The organism is Corynebacterium pygosceleis, assembly GCF_016595275.2.
Classification (GTDB): Bacteria; Actinomycetota; Actinomycetes; order Mycobacteriales; family Mycobacteriaceae; genus Corynebacterium; species Corynebacterium pygosceleis.
This window is the reverse complement of the sequence record NZ_JAENIQ020000006.1, coordinates 1-20,854: the sequence shown is the minus strand read 5'-3', so window position 1 is coordinate 20,854 and position 20,854 is coordinate 1. Positions and strand designations below refer to the sequence as shown.

Genomic DNA, 20,854 nt, shown 5'->3' with positions numbered 1-20,854 from the left:
TGACTTCAGACACCTTTGTGGCGGGTGTGACAAAGCTGCACTTTCCCTCTGAACGGGCGCATTTTTCACCCCCGGCCGGGTTAGAGCTAAAGGTGTAGACGCTGCCGGGAGGGTAATTGATCCTCCCTCCAAAAGCGCCACCCGACACCACAACGCGACGGCCCCCGCCACGGTTTTTCATCCGCTGCGGGGGCCGCCGTGCTCCGTCGTCAGAAGTCCCAGTCGTCGTCCTCCGTCGACTCGGCCTTACCTATGACGTAGGAGGAGCCTGAGCCCGAGAAGAAGTCGTGGTTCTCGTCGGCGTTCGGGGACAGCGCCGACAGAATGGCGGGAGACACCCGACACTCGTCCGCCGGGAACAGCGCCTCGTAGCCGAGATTGTTCAGCGCCTTGTTGGCGTTGTAACGGAGGAAACGCTTGACGTCCTCGGTCCAGCCCAGATCGTCGTAGAGATCCTCGGTGTAGCCGATCTCATTGTCGTAGAGGTCGTAGAGCAGATCGAAGGTGTACTCCTTCAACTCGTCACGACCGGCCTGATCGAGCTGCTCCAGGCCCTTCTGGTACTTGTAACCGATGTAGTAGCCGTGGACGGCCTCATCACGGATGATCAACCGGATGACGTCGGCGGTGTTGGTCAGCTTCGCGTGACTCGACCAGTACATCGGGAGATAGAAGCCGGAGTAGAAGAGGAAGGACTCCAGCAGGGTCGAGGCGACCTTCCGCTTCAGGGGGTTGTCACCCTCATAGTAGGAGAGGATGATCCGGGCCTTCTTCTGCAGCGCCTCATTCTCCTCGGACCACCGGAAGGCGTCGTTGATCTCCTGGGTCGACGCGAGAGTCATGAATATGGAGGAGTAACTCTTGGCGTGAACCGACTCCATGAAGGCGATGTTGGTGTAGACGGCCTCCTCGTGCGGGGTGAGCGCATCCGGTATCAGCGACACCGCGCCGACCGTCCCCTGGATGGTGTCGAGCATCGTCAGACCGGTGAACACCCGCATGGTGGTCCGCTGCTCGAGTGCGTTGAGCGTGTCCCAGCTCTTGATGTCGTTGGACAGCGGCACCTTCTCCGGCAACCAGAAGTTTCCGACCAGCCGGTCCCAGACCTCGAGATCCTTGTCATCGGGAATGGTGTTCCAGTTGATCGCCGCGATCGGGCAGGGGCGGGCCTCGGGATGCTTCTCCCGGTGCGCCGGGGTGGAGGGGGGACAGTCCTGTGCCATGTACGTTCCTTTACTGACGGATCTTCTTCTGTGCCGTGACGAGGCGGGACGTTCACCCCGCAGAACACCGGGACGCCGCCACGACGGAGCGCCTGACACATGCGACCGCGGGCGGACGCGACCGGGATGTCCCGGACACATCGGCGCGGCCCGGTGCACGGCAACCGGTTCGGACTCGACCATACCGGCCGAAGCGGCCGGCAACTCCATCGGACGGAGTTATTTACGTCCCGACGCAACCCCGGGACAGTGCCCGACACCCCTCACCGGCGGGCATGCACCCCACACCGAAATGTGTTTTCACTCACACAGGGTGCCCTGACCTGGAGTTTCACCCCGACCCCGTTTGCGGATGCGGTGATCGACCGGACGGCACGTAGGATTGGCCCGAACCTGCCGCCCGGGACCGGTGGCCGGACGGCCACCCCCGCCACACAACCCCCACCGCAACCATCGACACGCTGGCCATTTACACGTGGATAAAAGTGACAAATGTCTCCCCGAAAATCCCCCGGGTTAGGGCACCTCAGGCGCCGTCGCGGCCCGCGAAAGCAGGGGTGCACACGTCACCAAACTAAGCCATACCAAACCCGAAAACCCTAGTTAAGCTGGGCTTTACTTACATGCGCAGCACAAGGAAGTGACTTACCATGAGAGACATGAAAATCAACTCGAAACTTGAAGCAGAAATCAACAAGCAGGTCACCGCTGAGCTGGAGGCCGCGATGACCTACCTCCAGCTCTCCTACCTCCTCGACAGCCTCGGGTTGACCGGTATGCGTGACTGGATGAAGGCCCAGTCCGAAGAAGAGATGGTCCACGCGCAGCGTTTCGCCGACCACATGCTCGACCGTGACTGCGTCCCCAGCGTCGGTGTCATCAGCGCCCCCGATCTCAAGATCGATTCCGCCGCCGATGCATTCGAGGCCGCACTGAAGCACGAGCAGAAGATCTCCGGCATGATCCGCGATCTCACCCGTCTCGCCGCCGAGGAGGGCGACCTGGACTCCCGCCCGCTGCTGGACTCCTTCCTCTCCGAACAGATCGAGGAGGAGGCCACCTGCAAGGAGATCCTCGACCGCCTGCGTCTCGCCGGCAACGACGGTTCCGGTGTCCTCCGGATCGACTCCGAACTGGGACAGCGCACCAGCGACACCCTCTAGGACCGGACGACCGCTGAACGACGGATCGGGCCCCGACCACCTCCACGGTGGCCGGGGCCCGATTCTCATTTCCTCCGGTTTCTTCCCGTGCTCCGGCAGATGGTGGCGACGACCTCGTCGAGGGAACCGGAGTTGTCGACCGTGATCCCCTTCTCCCCGGGGCCGAGCGGTTCCAGCGTCTCCAGCTGCGAGTTCAACAGGGCGGCGGACATGAAATGACCGGTCCGCTCCTCCAACCGTCGCCGGGTCAGGCCCGCATCCGTGGTGAGGTGCACGAACCAGACCGTCCCGACCGCATCCGCGAGAATGTTCCGGTATGACCGCCGGAGCGCCGAACAGGCGGTGACTGTTCCGACCCCCGCCTCGGCCCGGGATGTCATCCAGTCCCGGACCGACACCAGCCACGGATGACGGTCGACGTCACTGAGCGGCTGACCGGACGCCATCTTGCGTACGTTCTCCTCTGTGTGGAAGTCGTCGGCATCGGCCATCTCGAGGCCGCAGGCCTCCGCGTACGCACGGGCGACCGTGGTCTTTCCGCACCCGGAGACCCCCATCATGACGACATGGTCCGGGATGTCCCCCTCCCGCCGGACCCCGGCCCGGGAGCTCTCCGGTACAGAGGTACGCCTAGGCAAGTTGACCACCGACCAGGTAGACGAGGACAGCGGAGGCGAAGCCGATGACGGCGATGAGGGTCTGGTTGACCGTCCAGGTCCGCAGGGTGGTCGCCGGGTCCATGCCCATGAGTCTACCGACCAGCCAGAATCCGGAGTCGTTGACGTGCGAGGCGGCGACGGACCCGGCGGCCGTCGCCAGGACGACCGCGGCCAACTGCACCTCCGAGAGGCCCGCCGCCGCGACCGCCGGTGCCATGAGCGCCGCAGCCGTCGTCAACGCCACCGTCGCCGACCCCTGTGCCACCCGGAGCGCCACGGCGGTCAGGAACACGGCGAGAATCAGGGGGACACCGAGATCGCCGAGCGTCCCGGCGAGCGCGTCCCCGATGCCGGTGGCCCGGAGAACACCGCCGAACATCCCTCCGGCTCCGGTCACCAGGATCACGGTGGCCACCGGTGCGAGCGCTCCGTCGAACGCCCGCTCCACCGCCCCCTTGTCCATCCCCCTCATGACGCCGAGCACCAGGGCGGCGACGAGGGTGGTCACCAGGAGCGCGACCGGTGTCGAACCGAGGAACCGGACGGCCTGGACCCAGGCGGATTCCGGATCCACCCACCCCTCGGTTCCCGCCATGTGCAGGCCGGTGTTGCCGAAGATGAGGATCAGCGGCAGAGCGAGGACCGCGAGAACGGTCCCGGTCCCCGCGGGACGGGCCGGAAGGTCACTCTCACGGCTCTCCGGCCCACCGCTCAGGAGGTCCGGCACCGCCAGGGGAAAACGACGACCGCAGTGGAGACCCCACCGGTAGCCCGAGAGATACCAGACCGGGAAGACGGTGATGAGTCCGAGCAACAGAACCAGCCCGAGATCGGCACCGTACAGTTCGGCGGCGGCGATGGGGCCGGGGTGCGGCGGCAGAAAGACGTGCATGACGCTGAAGGCACCGGCCGCGGGGATACCGTAGCGCAGGACGGGCTCCCCCAGCCTGCGGGCGACGGCGAACACGACCGGGAGCATGACGATCAGGCCGGCGTCGAAGAAGATGGGGAATCCCATGATGAGTGAGGCGATGCCGAGGGCGAGAGGCGCACGGTCGTCGCCGAAGGCCCGGGTCAGGGTCTCCGCCAGACTCCGGGCGCCACCGGAGATCTCGACGAGTCTGCCCAGCATCGCCCCCAGGCCGACGAGAAGTGCCACCCCGGCGAGGGTTCCACCGAACCCCTCGGTCATGGTGGGGAGGACGGCGGCGACGGGCAGACCGGCCGCGAGCGCGGTGACGGCAGAAACGAGGACGAGAACCAGGAAGGCGTGCATCCTCAGCCGGATGACCAGATAGAGGATCATCAGGACCGCCGCCAGCGCGATCCCCAACAGGGGGCCGGTGCCCATCGTCTGCTGCCACGTCTCCATCAGATTCTCCGTCCCTGTCCCGTACCCGGCGACGTCACCCGGGGTTCACCGGGCGTACGGCGCTCAGCCGTTTTCGTCATCTGAGTCTCCCCCAACTGTCCGGTGTGCGGGCAAGAAACGCAGAATTTAATATGACCATTTTCGTCACCCACCCCCTTTCGGGGTTACATAAAACCGAGACGACCTGCACAAGTCCAACACTTTCCCCTGTTGCGGGCCATCCGCAAATCGGCGACCCCTACCCTAACCTGTGAGCCGGTTATGCTAATTCACACATTACTGACACCGGATCTGAGTATTTCCCGAACAGTGGTGTGATAAGGATGCCCGGACAACCGCTTTCCACAGAAGCAGAGAAGCTCCCACCATGACCACACGCACACCGACCCGCCCTCCGCTGCTGGACAGCGTCCTCGACAAACTCGGATCCGAGATAGTCAGCGGGCAACTGGCCCCGGGACAGACATTCACTCTGCACGACATCTGCCAGCGTTTCACGATCTCGAGAACCGTGGCCCGTGAGACCATGCGGGCGTTGGAGCACCTCAACCTGGTTTCCTCGTCCCGCCGGATCGGATTGACGGTGCAACCGCCCTCCGCGTGGAAGGTCTTCGACAGCAACGTCATCCGCTGGCGCCTCGAGTGCCCGTCCGAGAGAACGGACCAGTTGGCTTCCCTGACGAGCCTGCGTGAGGCGGTGGAGCCGATAGCCGCCCGCTCGATGGCCCTGTCCGGCACCCCCGCGGAACGGGCACGGCTCCGCGAACTCGCCGCGACCCTCCGGAGACTCGGCCACGAGGGGCGGGGTGCGACCCCCGAGTTCCTCGAGGCTGACGTCGAGTTCCACACACTGATGCTCACCGCCTCCCGGAACGAGATGTTCGGGGCCCTTGCGACGACGATCGCCGCGGTGCTCACGGGCCGCACCGATCTCGGCCTCCAGCCGGAGTACCCCAATGATGAGGCGATGGACATGCACGAGGCACTCGCCGACGCGATTCTCCACAGTGATCCGGCCGAGGCGGAACGGCAGTCCCGGGCACTGGTCTCCGAGGTCGGTGCGGCGCTGGCCCTGAACGAGGACTGACACCCGCGGACACGCGACGCGGTACGTGGAAGGGGCTCCCACCGGATCATCTCCGGTGGGAGCCCCTTCTCTCTGCGACCGTGCCCGACGGGGTCAGAGCATGCAGCTCACGCAGCCCTCGACCTCGGTGCCGATGAGTGCGGTCTGGCGGAGTCGGATGTAGTAGATCGTCTTGATGCCCTTGCGCCATGCGTAGATCTGGGCGCGGTTGATCTCACGGGTGGTGGCCGTGTCCTTGAAGAACAGGGTCAGGGACAGGCCCTGGTCCACGTAGCGGGTGGCCACTGCATAGGTGTCGATGATCTTCTCGTAGCCGATCTCGTACGCGTCCGCGTAGTACTCGAGATTGTCGTTCGTCATGTACGGCGCCGGGTAGTAGACGCGACCGATCTTGCCCTCCTTCCGGATCTCGATGCGGGAGGCGATCGGGTGGATCGAGGAGGTCGAGTTGTTGATGTACGAGATGGAACCGGTGGGCGGAACGGCCTGCAGGTAGCGGTTGAACATGCCGTGCTCGGCGATGTCGGCCTTGAGCTGCGCCCACTCCTCGACGGTCGGGGTGTGGATCGAGGAGGCGGCGAACAGTTCCTTCACCCGGTCGGTCTTCGGCTCGAACTCCGCCGGGTCATAGCGGTCGAAGAAGCTGCCGTCGGCGTAGTCGGAGTCACCGAAGCCCTCGAAGGTCTCACCGCGTTCGCGTGCGATGGCCATGGACGCGCGGAGGCACTCGTACATGACGGCGGCGAAGTAGGCGTTGGTGAAGTCCAGGCCCTCCTCGGAACCGTAGTGGATCCGTTCCCGGCCGAAGTAGCCGTGGAGGTTCATCTGTCCGAGCCCGATGGCGTGGGCGGCGTCGTTGCCTTTGCGGATCGACGGCACGGAGTCGATGGAGGTCTGTTCGCTGACCGCGGTCAGGCCGCGGATCGCGGTCTGGATCGTCCCCGCGAAGTCCGGGGAGTCCATGGCCTTGGCGACGTTCATGGAGCCGAGGTTGCAGGAGATGTCCTCACCGATGTGCTCGTAGGTGAGGTCGTCGTTGTAGGTCGAGGCGGTGGAGACCTGGAGAATCTCGGAGCAGAGGTTGGACAGTGTGATCCTGCCCTGGATCGGGTTCGCCCGGTTCACCGTGTCCTCGAACATGATGTACGGGTAACCGGACTCGAACTGGATCTCGGCCAGGGTCTGGAAGAAGGCGCGGGCGTTGATCTTGGTCTTGCGGATACGGGGATCCTCGACCATCTCCTCGTAGTGCTCCGTCACGGAGATGTCTGCGAACGGCTTGCCGTAGACACGCTGCACGTCGTAGGGCGAGAACAGGTACATGTCGTCGTTGTTCTTCGCGAGCTTGAACGTAATGTCGGGGATCACGACACCGAGGGAGAGGGTCTTGATGCGGATCTTCTCGTCGGCGTTCTCACGTTTGGTGTCCAGGAACTTCAGGATGTCCGGGTGGTGGGCGTTGAGGTAGACGGCACCGGCACCCTGACGGGCACCGAGCTGGTTCGCGTAGGAGAAGGAGTCCTCGAGGAGCTTCATCACGGGGATGACACCCGAGGACTGGTTCTGGATCTTCTTGATCGGGGCCCCGGCCTCGCGGAGGTTGGACAGCAGCAGCGCCACACCCCCGCCGCGCTTGGACAGCTGCAGGGCGGAGTTGATGGCGCGGCCGATGGACTCCATGTTGTCCTCGATACGCAGGAGGAAGCAGCTGACGGGTTCACCGCGCTGCGCCTTGCCGGAGTTGAGGAAGGTCGGGGTGGCGGGCTGGAAACGCCCGGTCATGATCTCGTCGACGAGTCGGCTCGCCAGATCCCTGTCGCCGGCCGCGAGAGTCAGTGCGACCATGCACACGCGATCCTCGTAGCGCTCGAGATAACGGCTGCCGTCAAACGTCTTGAGCGTGTAGGAGGTGTAGTACTTGTAGGCCCCGAGGAACGTCTGGAACCGGAACTTGTGCGCGTACGCCTGCTTGAACAGCGTCTTGATGAAATCGAAATCGTACCGTTCGACGACATCGGGTTCGTAGTAGTCGTTCTCGAGGAGGTAGCGGAACTTCTCCTCGAGATCGTGGAAGAACACGGTGTTCAGGTTGACGTGCTGCAGGAAGAACTGGTTCGCGGCCTCCCGGTCCTTGTCGAACTGGATCCGGCCGTCATCATCGTAGAGGTTCAGTAGCGCGTTGAGGGCGTGGTAATCGAGCTTCTCCGACTTCTGTACCGGTTCGGCCACGGTTTTTCCGATCTCTGACATGTCTCTCCTGGTGTCGCCGCACCGGCGGCGGATGGTGGGTGATGGACGAAAAAAGAAAAAGAATAGAAGAAAAGAATGGGGCCGGCGTCAGCCGGCGGGGGTCGCCTCCTGCACCGTGTCCCGCGTGACACCGGCGTCAGGCACCAGACCGAGTTCCGGCCCGTGCGCCTCGAGTCCGTGACGCAGAATGGCGACATCCTCCGGCGTACCCATGAGTTCGAAGCGGTAGACGAAGGGGACCCCGCATTTTTCCGCGATGACATCCCCCGCGCGTGCGTAATCGGCGCCGAAGTTGGTGTTTCCACCGGCGACGACCGCACGGATCAGTCCACGGTTGTGCGGATTATTGAGGAAGCGAATGACCTGGGAGGGGACCGGCCGCGACTCATGGCCTGCGACGGAGGCTCCCCCACCGTACGTCGGGCAGATCAGCACGTACGGTTCATCGACGATCAACGGGGGGTCCGTGCGACGCAGTGGGATACGGGCGCTCGGCAGTCCCAGGCGCCCGACGAACCGGTGGGTGTTCTCTGTGACGGATGAGAAGTAGACGACGAGCATCGACGGTGGTCACTTCCTTCCGGGTGCTGGCGACTGTGTTTGTCGACCGCTCCGACGAAGTCACCGTCGTCGGGGGCGGGGCCGTGTGGGCCGGTTGCCGCTCCGTCCGTTCACGGAGTGGGGACGGAGACCGGGCGGACGGTACGGGGACGGAAAGAAGGAGGACAGCGCGAAGGCCGCGCAGCGGGGCGGTTGTGACTGCCCTCCGCGCGGCCTCTGTCCTTCATCTACAATCCGCGTACCCGTCCCGATACCTCAGGCGACCTGTGCCGCAAGGCCACGGATCCGCTCCGGACGGAAACCGGACCAGTGCTCACCGTCAACCTCGACGACCGGTGCCTGGAGGTACCCCAGTGCCATCACGTAGTCACGGGCCTCGTCGTCGAGGCTGATGTCGACGAGCTCGTAATCGAGGCCGGCCCGGTCCAGAGCCTTCTTGGTGGCGGTGCACTGGACACATGCGGGCTTGCTGTAAACGGTGATGGCCATGAGAGGACTTCCTTGTTTTGTTCGGGGCTTGTAGCGGCTGCGTCCGAGCGGTGAACCCGCGGCGCCTCATGGTGCCGTCGGGCGACTGTCAGGGTCTCCACCGAGGCTCCCCGGCGCCGACGCGCCGGTTCAACCGGTGACAGAAACGAACACTATACTTTGTGGTCACTCTAAGCAAGTGGCACAACATATAGTAGTTGCCCCCAGCAAATTCCCAGCAAATCCCCGCCCGTAACCACAACATCTGCCCTCAATACCCCGCTTGGAATTACACGGTTGTCGCCACTCCCCCACGACAAAAAGATATTTCCCCAGTTCGCCCCGAAACGTCCCCGCCCGGCGTTATCGAAACGTTATAATTAACATGCCCCCGGCACGATCACCCGACCGAACCGTCCACCATCCACAGATGGTCCCGACATGAAAAAAACCGGGCGGATGACCGAAACTCCGGTCATCCGCCCGGCCATTCCCGGGACACGGGCTCACATCAGCCCTGACGGGCCTTGAAGCGCGGATCCTTCTTGTTGATCACGAACACCTTGCCGTGACGACGCACGACCTGGGCGCCCGGCTTGTTTTTCAGCGACCGAAGTGACTTGCGGACCTTCATCGGGCGCTCCTTTCTCTCATGCGCGTGGACCGGCGGACAGCCGGTTTGTCTGCTTCTCTGGCGGGTTCCGGCCCCGACGACACCGAAACCACCGATCAAATCGGTGCTCCTGTGGCGCTGACGACGCTCACACACCGTCGAACGATGATGTGATGGGGCGGCCTTGCCATGACACGAGGATTCATACTATCGGAAGGTACGTCCACGAACAAACCACAGCCGAACGGCGCCCTTCACCACCACAGCCCGGGACACCGCCGGGAACCGCTCACTAGACTGTTCGGACATGAACCCCGAACAGCGCCGCACCCGCGACTCCATAGTCGCCGCCCTGCACACGAAACCGACGATCGACCCGGCCACGGAGATAGAGGAACGGATCACGTTCCTCGCCGACTACCTCCGCTCCACGGGGCTCTCCTGCTACGTTCTCGGCATCTCCGGAGGCCAGGATTCCACCCTCGCGGGGCGACTGGCACAGCTTTCCGTGGAGCGTCTCCGGGAGTCGGGCACGGACGCCACCTTCTACGCCGTCCGGCTGCCCTACGGGGTGCAGGCGGATGAGGAGGACGCCCAGACGGCTCTGCGGTTCATCCGCCCGGACCACACGCTCACCGTCAACATCAGGGACACCGTGGACGCTCTCGACTCCGCCGTCGCCACGGCACTCGGCATCCCAGAGATCGGCGACTTCAACAAGGGGAACGCCAAGGCCCGTGCCCGGATGCTCGCGCAGTACGCCATAGCCGGGGAGAAGGGCGGACTGGTGATCGGCACCGATCACGCCGCCGAGAACGTCACGGGATTCTTCACCAAGTTCGGTGACGGCGCGGCGGACATCCTCCCCCTGTTCGGACTGTCGAAGCGGCAGGGCGCCGCCCTGCTCGAGGAGCTCGGTGCACCGGCCTCCACCTGGACCAAGGTCCCCACCGCCGATCTGGAGGATGACCGCCCCGCACTCCCCGACGAGGAGGCGCTGGGTATCACCTACCGGCAGATCGACGACTACATCGAGGGCGGGGACGTGGATGTCGCCGACTCCGCCGTGCAACGTCTCGAGCACCTGTGGCGGATCGGCCGCCACAAGCGCGCGCTCCCGGTGACGCCGCAGGACACCTGGTGGCGGGACTGAGCCGTAGCCGGTGACCCGCCCGGTCACCCACCGAGCACGCGGAGGGTGTCTCCGGCGGCCCGGCGCAGTTCCGGCCCGTAGGCGGGACCGTGGGTCAGGGCGTGAACCGCCAGCGGGTGCAGTTGGTGGATCGGGGTCGAGACGTCGAAATCAGGGGCGACACCGGACTCCTCGATGTAGCCGCGCCTGATCTCCCCCAGGTACGGGGCGCCGAACAGGGCCAGCATCGCGAGATCCGTCTCCGGATGCCCGCCGTGGGCCGCCGGATCGATGAATACCGGCCCGTCCCCACCGAAGAGCAGGTTCCCGGCCCACAGATCTCCGTGGATCCGCGCCGGTTCCACGTCCCACCGGTGCGCGCGCAGCGCGGCGCACGCCCGGTCAACCAGGTCGAGGATGTCTTTCCCGATGTTCCCCCTCCTGTGTGCCGCCCGGGCGAACGGGAGAACCCGCTGTTCGGTGTAGAACAACGCCCAGTCGTCGGTGGGCTCGCACGTCTGCGGGATCGAGCCGATGTAGTTCTCCCCGGTCCAGGTCTCACCGCCCGGCGCGGGCGGGCAGCCGAAGGCCTCGGCGCCGGCGGCGTGGATGCGAGCCAGTTCACGTCCGGCCTGACGCGCGGCCTCCGGGCTCGCGGGCACACAGTCGACGAGTCCGGTGGTGATCGTCGCGCCGTCCGTGGTGAGGACATCGACGACACGGTCGCTTCCCTCGCGCAGCCACCGGAGACCCGCCGCCTCAGCACGGGCCGCGGCCCCGGAAACGGCGGTCTTGGTGAATCCCACGGAGTCCACGGACGATCAGTAACGCTCGGGTTCTTCGCCGAGACGGAACTCGCGTCCGTTGATCTCACCCGGGGTGATACGGACGTAGTTGTATTTCAGCGTGGGCAGCCAGGGCTTCAGCGGCAGCGTATCGGCGTGCTGGATGTCGGCGTTGCCTTTCAGCAGGCCCGCCTCCCCCTTGACGACGACCGACCAGGCCCGACCGTCGACGACCTCGTCCGCCTCGAAGAGGACGTCATGGTTGAGTTCGATCGTGAACAGTTTCGACCCCTCCGCGGTGCGGAAGTAGATCTGTCCGTCGTCCACCACGAAATTGACGGGAAAGATGTCCATGTCGTCGGATCGGCGCACGACGACCCGACCGAGGTGAACGCGATTCAGGCGTTCAATGCACTCTTCATGGTTCAGGACCCTGATGACGTCATCATTGTTTTCCATGACTCCATTGTTCCACCGAAACGCACAGCAGGTGTGCTGCGATCCTGTGACGCTCACCCCACCTCTGGTGCAGTCCGTCCCTCCGAACGGATCATCAACCAGGCGAGCAGCGCCCCGACGAGCGCCAGACCCGCCACTATCGCGTAGAGCGCACCCGTGGCCGCCCCCAACGCGACCAACGGGGTGGCGTGGGCACCGGAGAGGACACCGGTGAACACCGTACCGAGTACGACGGTGCCGACGGAGGCTCCGATCGGGAAGAAACTGTTGAGCAGGCCGGTCGCCATACCGACCCGGTCGATCGGTACCGCATTCGTCGCCACATTCATGAGGGGCGTGTTCACCAGCGAATTTCCCACCCCCCAGACCATCGACGCCGGAATCAGCCACAACGGATCGTGGAGATCACCGATCTGCCACATGAACACCAGCGAGGAGCCGGCCAGAAGGACACCGCCGCCCCCCAGGACACCCCCCGCCGAGAACCGTGCCTGCAGCTTCCCCGCCACGATCGCGCCGGCCATACTGGCGAAGCCCAGGGGAAAGAGCAGCAGACCGGTGCGCAACGGCGAGTACCCGTGCCCCTGCTGGAGGTAGAGCATGAAGTACACCATGGAACCGCCGGTGATGAACCGGTTGATGACGGCGGTGAGCGAAATCCCGAGGAACGAGCGACGTGTGAGCAGACGGAGGTCGAGAACCGGAGCCTCGCACCGCAGCTCCCGAATGGTGAACAGGACGAGGAGAAGCACCGCCGAGCCGAGGAGAAGCAGCACGGTACGGTGCAGCCAACCGTCCTCCTGCGCGCGGGTGACACCGTAGTTCAGCGCGAGCAACGCGCACGCGAACAGAGCCGCACCGGGAAGATCGAAGGGCCGTGGATCCCGTTCCCGGTCCTGATCCAGCGGCAGATACCGGGCGGCGACGACAATCGTCAGGACACCCAGCGGAAGGTTGATCAGGAACATGGAACGCCAGCTGAACGCGTCCACGAGCAGACCGCCGACCACCGGGGAGAGAACCGCCGCGATCCCCACCGCGCCGCTCCAGATCGCGATGGCCATGGTCCTGCGTTCCGCATCGAAGCATCGGGCGATGAGCGGCATGGCGTTGGCGAACATCACCGAAGCGGCGACGCCCTGGACGGCCCGGAACGCGATCAGTGTCACCATCGACGGAGCGAGCCCACAGGCGACGGACGCCACGGTGAAGGCGCTGATACCGACCATGAACATCCTTCTTCCGCCGAGACGGTCACTCAGGGCCCCCGCCGGCTGGATGAGCGCACCGAACGCCAGCGAGTAGGCGACGATGATCCACTGCATCCGACTGAGGCTGACATCGGCGAGATCCTCCGCGACGGCCGGCAGCCCGACCGCCACGATCATCATGTCCGCGACCATCAGCGAGGAGGCGAGGACCACCGCCGTGAGTGTCCATTTCTGGGCCGCCGTGTACCGGACCCCGCCTTCCGTCCGTTCCCCGATCATGCGTGTCCCTCTCTTCCCGACCCCCGGATGGCGTCGACACAGGGAATCCTAAGGGACGCGGAACACATTTTGCAATAGGCTGTAACTAATTACTTACCGCAGTTCAACACTGGTAGAGTCACAGCTGTCATCCCGACGACGAGGAGCGCCATGACCGCCGCGAGAAAGGGCCCCGGCAGGCCCGCGAGAATCAGCCGGACCGATGTCGAACAGGCGGTGCTCACCATCGGATTCCGGAACGCGAGCACCACGGCGGTCGCCCGGCACCTCGGCGTGGAGCAGTCCTCGCTCTACCGGCACATCGGATCCCGGAGGGAACTTCTGCGCGGCGCCGTCGACAGGGCCGTCGCGAACCACCCACGCCGGTTCCCGCACTCCACCTGGCGCGAATATCTCACCGGCATCTCCGCACACATGTGGGACCTCCTCACGGAGTATCCCGGAATGGCGGAAACCCTGCACACCCTCGAAGAACACCCTCCCCGCAGTCTGCTCACACTGATGGAGCGGTCCGTCCGGGTCCTCAACGGGACATACCGGTGGGAACGGTCCGATGCGCTTCTCGTCCTCGACTCACTGACCGACATGACCTCCGACACCGTCAACCGCACCGAACGGCTCCTCGCCGCCCATCCCGACTCCGACGCAGATCCCGACCGTGCGGCCCGCGACCTGTTCCAGCGGTCCGAGCTGTCCCCCGACCTCACCGATGCACTGGCGGAGATCCTCGACGGCGGTCTCGAGCAATGGTGGTGGCGGAAGGTGAACCTGCTTCTCGACGGCGCGGAACACCTCGCCCCCTGAGAAGCGACACCGAAACGCCCACGGGGCACAGAAGACGAAGAGCACCCCACCTGTAGGTGGGGTGCTCTTCGTCATTCAGGGAGTGGAGCTAAGGGGACTCGAACCCCTGACCCCCACACTGCCAGTGTGGTGCGCTACCAGCTGCGCCATAGCCCCTCGCATGAAATTGTCCGGCCGTTCCACGGACCGGGATAGTGCCCCGCCAGGATCATTCGATTCTCCGGGTCACAGTGGAGCTAAGGGGACTCGAACCCCTGACCCCCACACTGCCAGTGTGGTGCGCTACCAGCTGCGCCATAGCCCCTTGTTTTGCGACTCCCCCAATCTACACGGCCACACCCGTGGGGAACAAATCACCAGCTCCCCGGCCGGTGACGCAACGAAGGGGAGGGACCCGTCCGGTCCCTCCCCTTCGTTGCCGAACAAACGTCAACCGGTGACGGTGGCCACCCAGTTGTCCAGCGGCACATCCACGCCGTCGCGGATGATGCGCGGGGACGAGACGTGACCGGTCTCATCGTTGAGCTTCTGGGCGTTGTCCGCCGCAACTCCGTCGAACTCCTCCTGATCCGCACCGGAGCGGATCTTCTCGACGACCGCGTCATCCGCACCCGCCTGCTGTGCGGCGTCGGCGAAGTCGTCGTAGCTCCACTTCCCGAAGATCTTCGACTGGCGGTCCATCAGGGTCTTGCGGAAGTTCCAGTAGGCCTCGGCGTCACCACTGTCGGCGATCGTCATCGCCGCGGTACCCGCCAGTGTGGAGTGCTTGCCCTCACCGGCGGACACGAAGGCCAGCGTGCGGATGTTGACGACCAACTCACCCTCGGTGATCGCCTCCTTCATCTCCTCATCGGTGGCTTCCGCCAGCTCCGCGCAGTGCGGGCAGGAGTAGTCCTCGTAGAGATCGACGCTCGGGGTGTCGGCGTCCGTCCCCTCGGAGGCGAGAATGATGGCGTCATCCCGGTGTTCCACGGTGAAGGAGACCGGCTGGATCTCCACCGGCTCCTCTTCGCTTCCACTGATGACGATGTAGCCGATCACGACAACCGCCACGCCCAGTACGGCCAGCAGTGCCCAGAGGAAACCGTGCCCCTTCTCATTGGGGGACTTGATCTTGGTGCTCACGTTCAATGAACCTTTACGGTCGAGGTGTATGTACGGTGCGGGCACTGCCTTAACCGACTGACCGGTCCAGCACCCGTTCTGACGGGCCACTCCGCATCGGGGACACGTGGTGGCTCAGACAGGAGAGCCGGCGGCTCTCCCCCGGTACCCCAGCCTAGTCGTTCACCCGTGGAGCGCGAAGCGCCTGAACGGCCACCGGAGCACGATCCAGGAGAGAACGAGGAACACGACATCCCGGAGAATCTCGGAGAGGTAACTCCACCAGGTCGTCTCCGGGTTCCCTCCACCTCCGCCGAAACAACCGCAGTCGATGGACAAACCACGAGCCCACGCCCAACTGATCCCACCGATGAACACCAGAAGCAGAACCGCTGAAATGAAGGCGCTGAACCGGAGGAAGAGCCCGATGAGAAGGAACACGCCGAGAATCAGCTCACCGATCGGCAGAATGACGGCGATGAGATCCGCGGTGTCGTCGCTGAATAATTCATACGCACGTACGGCCTGCCTGGTCGTCACCGGATCGGTGATCTTCTGCCACCCGCTGTAGAGCCAGACGGCGGCGAGCGCCAGACGGGCGAGCGCGGACACCACATCGAGCGCGATCGAACGGCTGTCGTACTTCGCCGGGACGAATTGCGGTTTAGCGGCCTTGACGTGTGCCGCAGGATTCACCGACATCTTCTTCATATTGTTGGTCACACTCGCTAACACTAGCGCAAACCACATCCCCGGCGCCGACTTCACCGAACATCCGCCGCTCCCCCGGCCAACGGCCTCGACACCGGACAGAAAAAAGTGTGGCCGGGTCCGGACATCACGCCCGCCTCCCGGCCACGGACCCCGCCGTACCGCGGTATCAGCCCCCCAGGACCCCGGAGACCAGTTCCTGTGCCTGCTCCTGGACCTCACGGAGATGGTCCTCACCCCGGAAGGACTCCGCGTAGATCTTGTACTTGTCCTCGGTACCCGACGGTCGTGCGGCGAACCAGGCGGACTCCGTCGCCACCTTCAGGCCGCCGATCGCGGCACCGTTACCGGGCGCCTCGGTGAGTTTCGCTGTGATCGTTTCACCGGCGAGCTCCGTCGCCGTGACGTCATCCGGGGACAACTTCTTGAGCAGCGCCTTCTGTTCCCGGTTCGCCGGTGCATCGGTCCGGGCGTAGACGGGGCTACCGAAACGCTGCTCCAGCTCGGCGTACCGCTCGGACGGGGTCTTGCCGGTGGCCGCGGTGATCTCACTGGCCAGAAGATCGAGGATGAGACCGTCCTTGTCCGTGGACCAGACCGAGCCGTCCCGGCGCAGGAAGGATGCTCCGGCGGATTCCTCGCCGCCGAATCCGATCGTGCCGTCGATGAGTCCGGGAACGAACCACTTGAAACCGACCGGCACCTCCACGAGGGTCCGTCCGAGATCCTCCACGACCCGGTCGACCATGGACGAGGACACCAGCGTCTTACCGACGTTGATCCTCCGGTCCCAGTTGTGCCGCCGCCGGAAGAGGTAGTCGATCGCGACCGCGAGGTAGTGGTTCGGGTTCATGAGACCACCGTCCGGGGTGACGATGCCGTGCCTGTCGGCGTCCGCGTCATTGCCGGTCGCGAGATCGAAGTCACCGCGACTCGCGACGAGCGAGGCCATCGAATCCGCACTCGAGCAGTCCATCCTGATCTTGCCGTCGGTGTCCAGGGTCATGAACCGCCAGGTCGCGTCGACACGGGGATTCACGACGGTCAGGTTGAGGCCGTGCGCATCCGCGATCGCACCCCAGTAGTCGACGGCCGCACCCCCCATGGGATCCGCACCGATGGTCAGCCCCGATTCCCGGATGACCTCCATGTCGACGACGTTGGGGAGGTCGGCGATGTAGGTGTCCAGGTAGTTGTGCCTCCGGCACCGCTTGTCCAGCACCCCGCTCACGGGCGTGCGCAGAACGCCGTCGAGCCCGGCACGGAGAAGTTCATTGGCCCGGCCCGCGATCCAGTCCGTGGCGTCGGTGTCGGCGGGGCCGCCGTTCGGCGGGTTGTACTTGAAACCACCGTCCCGGGGCGGGTTGTGCGACGGCGTGATGATGATGCCGTCCGCTCGCTTCGGGTCGGTACCGGTCACACCACCGTCAAGCTTCGCGTTGTGCGCCAGGATCGCGTGGGAGACGGCCGGAGTGGGCGTGTAACGGCCACGGTCATCGACGAGAACGGGTACCTCGTTGGCGATGAGCACCTCCAACGCCGACACCATCGCGGGCTCGGACAGGGCGTGGGTGTCACGACCTATGTACACCGGCCCACCGATGTTCCGCTTCCGGCGGTACTCGACGATGGCCTGCGTCGTCGCGAGAATGTGGTTCTCGTTGAAAGCGGTGTCGAGGGACGAACCCCTGTGTCCCGACGTACCGAAGGCGACCTGCTGGTCCGGGTCCTCCACGTCCGGTATCCGGGTGTAGTACGCCGTGACCACCTCAGCGATGTCGATGAGGTCACTGTCCAGGGCTGGCTGGCCTGCGCGATGGTGTGCCATGACGGGGGTGGGCTCCTTCAATTCTCAGGGGGTGTCGGGTGGGCGCACCGGAAACATCAGTGATGGGCCCGTCCCCGGGATCACCCCCATCTTCCCCCGAATTGATCCGGCGTGCAGGGAAACACCCCTGAACCTCCCACCCCGCTCCCCGCACCGGACACGGATCTGGCACCTGACGACAATGCGGGGCTGACCCACAGGGGTGGGTTTACCAAGGCGAACCCTTTTCCCTGCTTAAGAAAAGCTGTAATTTCCTAGAACATGTCCACGTTCAATGATCTGCTGTCAGCCCTCTCCGGAATCATCTGGGGCCCCTTCCTCCTGATCCCCCTCCTCCTCGGAACCGGTCTCTACCTGACCATCCGGCTGCGCGGCCTCCAGTTCCGCGCGCTCTTCCTGGGCCTGCGTCACGGATTCATCGACTCCAACGACAAGAACGGCGACGGTGACATCTCCAATTACCAGGCCCTGACCACCGCACTCGCCGCGACGGTCGGTGTCGGCAACATCGTCGGCGTCGCAACGGCCCTGGCCGTCGGTGGCCCCGGCGCCCTGTTCTGGATGTGGATGACGGGCCTCGTCGGTATGGCGTCCAAATACACCGAGGCGTACCTCGGCGTCCGGTTCCGCGTCACGGACTCGAAGGGGAACCAGTCCGGCGGCCCCCAGTACTACCTCAAACGGGGAATCAAGGGTCCGCTGGGGCGCTGGCTCGCGCTCTCCTTCGCGGTCCTCACCCCGGTCGCCGCACTCGGCATCGGAAACATGACCCAGGCCAACGCCGTCGCCGCAGGCATGCACGACACGTTCGGGGTCGACCCGTGGGTGTCCGGCGTCATCATGTTCGTCTGCACCGGAACGGTCCTCCTCGGCGGTATCCGCGCCATCGGCACCATCACCTCGGCGTTCGTTCCGTTGATGATCATCCTCTACATCGGGGGATCGATCGTCGTGCTGTTCCGCAACGCCGCGGACATCCCGGCGGCCCTCGGCCTGATCTTCACCGACGCCTTCACCGGTACCGCCGCAGCCGGAGGTTTCGCGGGTTCCGCGATCATCCTCGTGCTCCAGATGGGCGTCGCCCGAGGCATCTTCTCCAATGAATCCGGTATCGGTACCGGCGCCATCGCCGCCGCAGCGGCGAAGACCTCCCATCCCACCCGCCAGGGCCTCGTCTCCATGACGCAGACGTTCATCGACACCATCGTCGTCGTCACCTTCACCGGCCTGACCATCATCACCACCGGCGCGTGGGACCTCGGCAGGGAGAACGCCAACATCATGACGGCCGAGGCATTCTCCCGTGGCCTCCCCGGACAGTGGGGCGGAACCATCGTCTCCATGTCCGTCGTCTTCTTCGCCTTCTCCACGATCCTCGGCTGGTACTACTACGGCGAACGGTGCCTCCAGTCACTCTTCGGCACCCGTTCGACGGTCCCCTACCGGATGATCGCGACGGTGTGCGTGTTCATCGGCGCCATCTCCGAACTGACACCGATCTGGACGTTCTCCGATGTCGCGAACGGCCTGATGGCTCTCCCCAACCTCATCGGACTCCTGCTGCTGTCCGGCCTCGTCGTGAAGGAGACCACCGCGTACCTGAAGTTCGACCCGAACCTCCACAGGACTCCGGAAGAATGCCAGGATTTCCTCGTCCGCCAGGGAATGGACTGGAAGTAGCGTCACACGGCATCCGCCACGCACGCCCGACGATCCGTCCGGCGGAGGAGCGTGGACACTCTCAAGGGGTGGTGCAGGTCAGACATTCGACCTGCCCCACCCCTCCCGGTTGTTCCCGCTCGTTTGCCGCCGCCGGTCAGGACCCCACCGGGCACCGGGTTCCACGTTTCCGAGCCATACGCCGGGTGAGCAGGGGCTGCCCATCTCCGGAGTGTAACGTGATGACCCATGAAAACGACCCTCAAGGTTGCTGCGGGAGCGGCGCTGGGCGCCGTACTCCGTTGGTCCGTGATCCTCGCCCTCGGGCCGGGGATGCTGCCGCTCATCGCCGTCAACACTGTCGGTTCCTTCCTCATGGGTCGATTGAAGCCCGGGCCGTTCCTCGGTACCGGTGTTCTTGGTGGTTTCACCAGTTTTTCGACGTTCGCGGTTCTGCTGACCGAGGCGGACCCGTGGCTTGCTGCGGTGTATCTGACCGCGACGCTGCTGAGTTGTGTGGGTGGGTGGCTGGTGGGTGATTACCTGTCGGGCGCCTCGCCCGGGGGCATGCCGACCCGGAAACCCGGGGAGGTGTTCCAGTGAGCGTGATGTCTTTGGTGCTTGTGGCCGTCGGGGCGGCGTTGGGTGGTGTCGGCAGGTATTGGCTGGGGCGGGTGTTGCCTGAGCTTTACGGGACGCTGGCGGCGAACACGGCGGCGTGTTTCCTTCTCGGGGTGGTCGCGTCTCTTGGAACGCAGCATCTGCATCCTGGGGTGGTGCTTGTTGCCGGTATGGGGTTCAGTGGTGCGCTGTCGACGTGGTCGACGCTGGCGAGGGAACTCGGTGAGCTGATCCGGAATCGTCAGTTGCTTCGGGCGGGGCGTTACGGTGTGGCGACGGTGGTGTTGGGTATCGGTGCCGTGTGGGTGGCGGGGATGGTGTTCTGACAACCCGTTGTCGGTTTGCTCGGGGCCGGGTTCCTGCCCCCGTGTGCCCGGTCCCGGGTCGGCCGGTCCACCACACCCCCGGGCCGGCAGGCATCCGTCGTAGCCGGCCCCGTCACCTACGCGAAAAACACCCCACCCAGACACAAACAATCCCGGTGACCTGATCCTTTTTCAGGCGTGCAGGTACTCGCCGCGCCTGGTCTGTCTACGACCCCGGGGCCTGAACCGCCTGCACACACGCGCACCGTTGCCGACAGACAGCCCGCACCGGTACCAACGGGCGGCCGCCACGGGCGGCTCACGTCCTCTCCCCCCCCCCCGGGGGGCGAGGACTGTCCGTGTGCCCCAACAGCCCCGCCCGTGACACACACACCGCTGGTCGGGCGTTGGTGTCCCCCACTCCGGGCCGCCCCCGGCGTTTCCATGCCCGCCGGTGTCCGGGTGATGCTGCTGTGGGCCGTCGGTGGCGGGCCGGAGCCGGGACAAGCGGCAGCAAACCCCGGGCGCTATCCACGGCGGGGACTGGCGCAAGGCACAAC

Annotated in this window: 20 protein-coding genes and 2 tRNA genes; 7 read left to right on the top strand and 15 right to left on the bottom strand. The window is 64.9% G+C overall.

The genetic code is table 11. The features are described 5' to 3' along the window. Positions 1–209: 209 nt before the first annotated feature. Positions 210–1,223, bottom strand: a complete 1,014-nt coding sequence (gene nrdF / locus JIM94_RS10735) for a class 1b ribonucleoside-diphosphate reductase subunit beta (protein ID WP_200250246.1) — start codon at positions 1,221–1,223, stop codon at positions 210–212. 659 nt (positions 1,224–1,882) lie between these two features. Here nrdF and JIM94_RS10730 point away from each other — a divergent pair. Then, positions 1,883–2,386 carry a ferritin gene (locus JIM94_RS10730; protein WP_200250307.1) on the top strand — a complete coding sequence of 168 codons (504 nt, stop codon included), beginning with the start codon at positions 1,883–1,885 and terminating at the stop codon, positions 2,384–2,386. 65 nt (positions 2,387–2,451) lie between these two features. On the opposite strand, the gene JIM94_RS10725 is transcribed toward JIM94_RS10730, so the two are convergent. Together JIM94_RS10725 and JIM94_RS10720 are read right to left on the bottom strand one after the other, a co-directional pair. Further along, complete coding sequence (locus JIM94_RS10725) at positions 2,452–3,024, bottom strand: gluconokinase (RefSeq protein WP_234038980.1); 573 nt, start codon at positions 3,022–3,024, stop codon at positions 2,452–2,454. After that, entirely contained in the window at positions 3,017–4,417 is a 1,401-nt protein-coding gene (locus JIM94_RS10720; protein ID WP_200250250.1) for a GntP family permease, read from the bottom strand. Before JIM94_RS10720 ends, JIM94_RS10725 begins: the two co-directional genes overlap by 8 nt. A gap of 367 nt (positions 4,418–4,784) precedes the next feature. Here JIM94_RS10720 and JIM94_RS10715 point away from each other — a divergent pair, with 367 nt between their 5' ends. After that, entirely contained in the window at positions 4,785–5,504 is a 720-nt protein-coding gene (locus tag JIM94_RS10715) for a FadR/GntR family transcriptional regulator (RefSeq protein WP_200250252.1), read from the top strand. Positions 5,505–5,597: 93 nt separating this feature from the next. Here JIM94_RS10715 and nrdE read toward each other — a convergent pair whose 3' ends face one another. From nrdE to ykgO, 4 genes are all read right to left on the bottom strand, one after another. Next, a complete protein-coding gene (gene nrdE, locus JIM94_RS10710; RefSeq protein ID WP_200250260.1) occupies positions 5,598–7,754 on the bottom strand; it encodes a class 1b ribonucleoside-diphosphate reductase subunit alpha in 2,157 nt (718 codons plus the stop codon). Between the two features lie 87 nt (positions 7,755–7,841). After that, on the bottom strand, positions 7,842–8,315 hold the full coding sequence (nrdI, locus tag JIM94_RS10705; protein WP_200250262.1) for a class Ib ribonucleoside-diphosphate reductase assembly flavoprotein NrdI: 474 nt from the start codon (positions 8,313–8,315) through the stop codon (positions 7,842–7,844). A 255-nt stretch (positions 8,316–8,570) separates the two neighbouring features. Continuing rightward, the gene (gene nrdH, locus JIM94_RS10700) at positions 8,571–8,804 is read right to left on the bottom strand and encodes a glutaredoxin-like protein NrdH (RefSeq protein WP_198737806.1); all 234 of its coding nucleotides are present in this window, start codon (positions 8,802–8,804) and stop codon (positions 8,571–8,573) included. Between the two features lie 490 nt (positions 8,805–9,294). After that, positions 9,295–9,417, bottom strand: coding sequence for a type B 50S ribosomal protein L36 (ykgO, locus tag JIM94_RS10695; RefSeq protein WP_012732041.1), 123 nt, complete (start codon positions 9,415–9,417; stop codon positions 9,295–9,297). Positions 9,418–9,703: 286 nt separating this feature from the next. Here ykgO and nadE point away from each other — a divergent pair, with 286 nt between their 5' ends. Beyond that, the gene (gene nadE / locus JIM94_RS10690; RefSeq protein WP_200250274.1) at positions 9,704–10,549 is read left to right on the top strand and encodes an ammonia-dependent NAD(+) synthetase; all 846 of its coding nucleotides are present in this window, start codon (positions 9,704–9,706) and stop codon (positions 10,547–10,549) included. A 23-nt stretch (positions 10,550–10,572) separates the two neighbouring features. Here the strand turns inward: nadE and JIM94_RS10685 are convergent, their stop codons facing one another. Genes JIM94_RS10685 through JIM94_RS10675 form a run of 3 tightly spaced genes read right to left on the bottom strand, consistent with a single transcriptional unit; the run spans position 10,573 to position 13,262 of the window. Then, positions 10,573–11,343: a fructosamine kinase family protein gene (locus JIM94_RS10685; RefSeq protein ID WP_248086449.1), complete on the bottom strand. Its 771-nt coding sequence runs from the start codon at positions 11,341–11,343 to the stop codon at positions 10,573–10,575. 6 nt (positions 11,344–11,349) lie between these two features. Continuing rightward, positions 11,350–11,772 carry a pyridoxamine 5'-phosphate oxidase family protein gene (locus JIM94_RS10680; protein ID WP_200250277.1) on the bottom strand — a complete coding sequence of 141 codons (423 nt, stop codon included), beginning with the start codon at positions 11,770–11,772 and terminating at the stop codon, positions 11,350–11,352. 53 nt (positions 11,773–11,825) lie between these two features. Beyond that, on the bottom strand, positions 11,826–13,262 hold the full coding sequence (locus JIM94_RS10675; RefSeq protein ID WP_200250280.1) for an MFS transporter: 1,437 nt from the start codon (positions 13,260–13,262) through the stop codon (positions 11,826–11,828). A 150-nt stretch (positions 13,263–13,412) separates the two neighbouring features. On the opposite strand from JIM94_RS10675, the gene JIM94_RS10670 reads away from it, so the two are divergent. Then, on the top strand, positions 13,413–14,066 hold the full coding sequence (locus JIM94_RS10670) for a TetR/AcrR family transcriptional regulator (RefSeq protein WP_200250281.1): 654 nt from the start codon (positions 13,413–13,415) through the stop codon (positions 14,064–14,066). Positions 14,067–14,149: 83 nt separating this feature from the next. On the opposite strand, the gene JIM94_RS10665 is transcribed toward JIM94_RS10670, so the two are convergent. The 5 genes from JIM94_RS10665 to pgm all read right to left on the bottom strand — a co-directional run bounded on the left by JIM94_RS10665 (position 14,150) and on the right by pgm (position 17,709). Then, positions 14,150–14,222: transfer RNA gene (locus JIM94_RS10665), tRNA-Ala, on the bottom strand. 75 nt (positions 14,223–14,297) lie between these two features. Then, positions 14,298–14,370, bottom strand: a tRNA-Ala gene (locus JIM94_RS10660). A 125-nt stretch (positions 14,371–14,495) separates the two neighbouring features. Beyond that, the gene (locus tag JIM94_RS10655) at positions 14,496–15,191 is read right to left on the bottom strand and encodes a DsbA family protein (RefSeq protein ID WP_200250283.1); all 696 of its coding nucleotides are present in this window, start codon (positions 15,189–15,191) and stop codon (positions 14,496–14,498) included. 162 nt (positions 15,192–15,353) lie between these two features. Continuing rightward, a complete protein-coding gene (locus tag JIM94_RS10650; RefSeq protein WP_410170862.1) occupies positions 15,354–15,797 on the bottom strand; it encodes a DoxX family protein in 444 nt (147 codons plus the stop codon). A 253-nt stretch (positions 15,798–16,050) separates the two neighbouring features. Continuing rightward, positions 16,051–17,709, bottom strand: a complete 1,659-nt coding sequence (gene pgm / locus JIM94_RS10645) for a phosphoglucomutase (alpha-D-glucose-1,6-bisphosphate-dependent) (protein ID WP_200250285.1) — start codon at positions 17,707–17,709, stop codon at positions 16,051–16,053. Positions 17,710–17,970: 261 nt separating this feature from the next. Between pgm and JIM94_RS10640 the strand changes: the two genes are divergently transcribed. The 3 genes from JIM94_RS10640 (at position 17,971) to JIM94_RS10630 (ending at position 20,315) form a co-directional block, all read left to right on the top strand. Beyond that, positions 17,971–19,389: an alanine/glycine:cation symporter family protein gene (locus JIM94_RS10640; protein ID WP_200250287.1), complete on the top strand. Its 1,419-nt coding sequence runs from the start codon at positions 17,971–17,973 to the stop codon at positions 19,387–19,389. A 228-nt stretch (positions 19,390–19,617) separates the two neighbouring features. After that, the gene (locus JIM94_RS10635; RefSeq protein ID WP_200250289.1) at positions 19,618–19,971 is read left to right on the top strand and encodes a fluoride efflux transporter family protein; all 354 of its coding nucleotides are present in this window, start codon (positions 19,618–19,620) and stop codon (positions 19,969–19,971) included. Between the two features lie 5 nt (positions 19,972–19,976). Then, on the top strand, positions 19,977–20,315 hold the full coding sequence (locus JIM94_RS10630; RefSeq protein WP_200250315.1) for a FluC/FEX family fluoride channel: 339 nt from the start codon (positions 19,977–19,979) through the stop codon (positions 20,313–20,315). Positions 20,316–20,854: the final 539 nt, after the last annotated feature.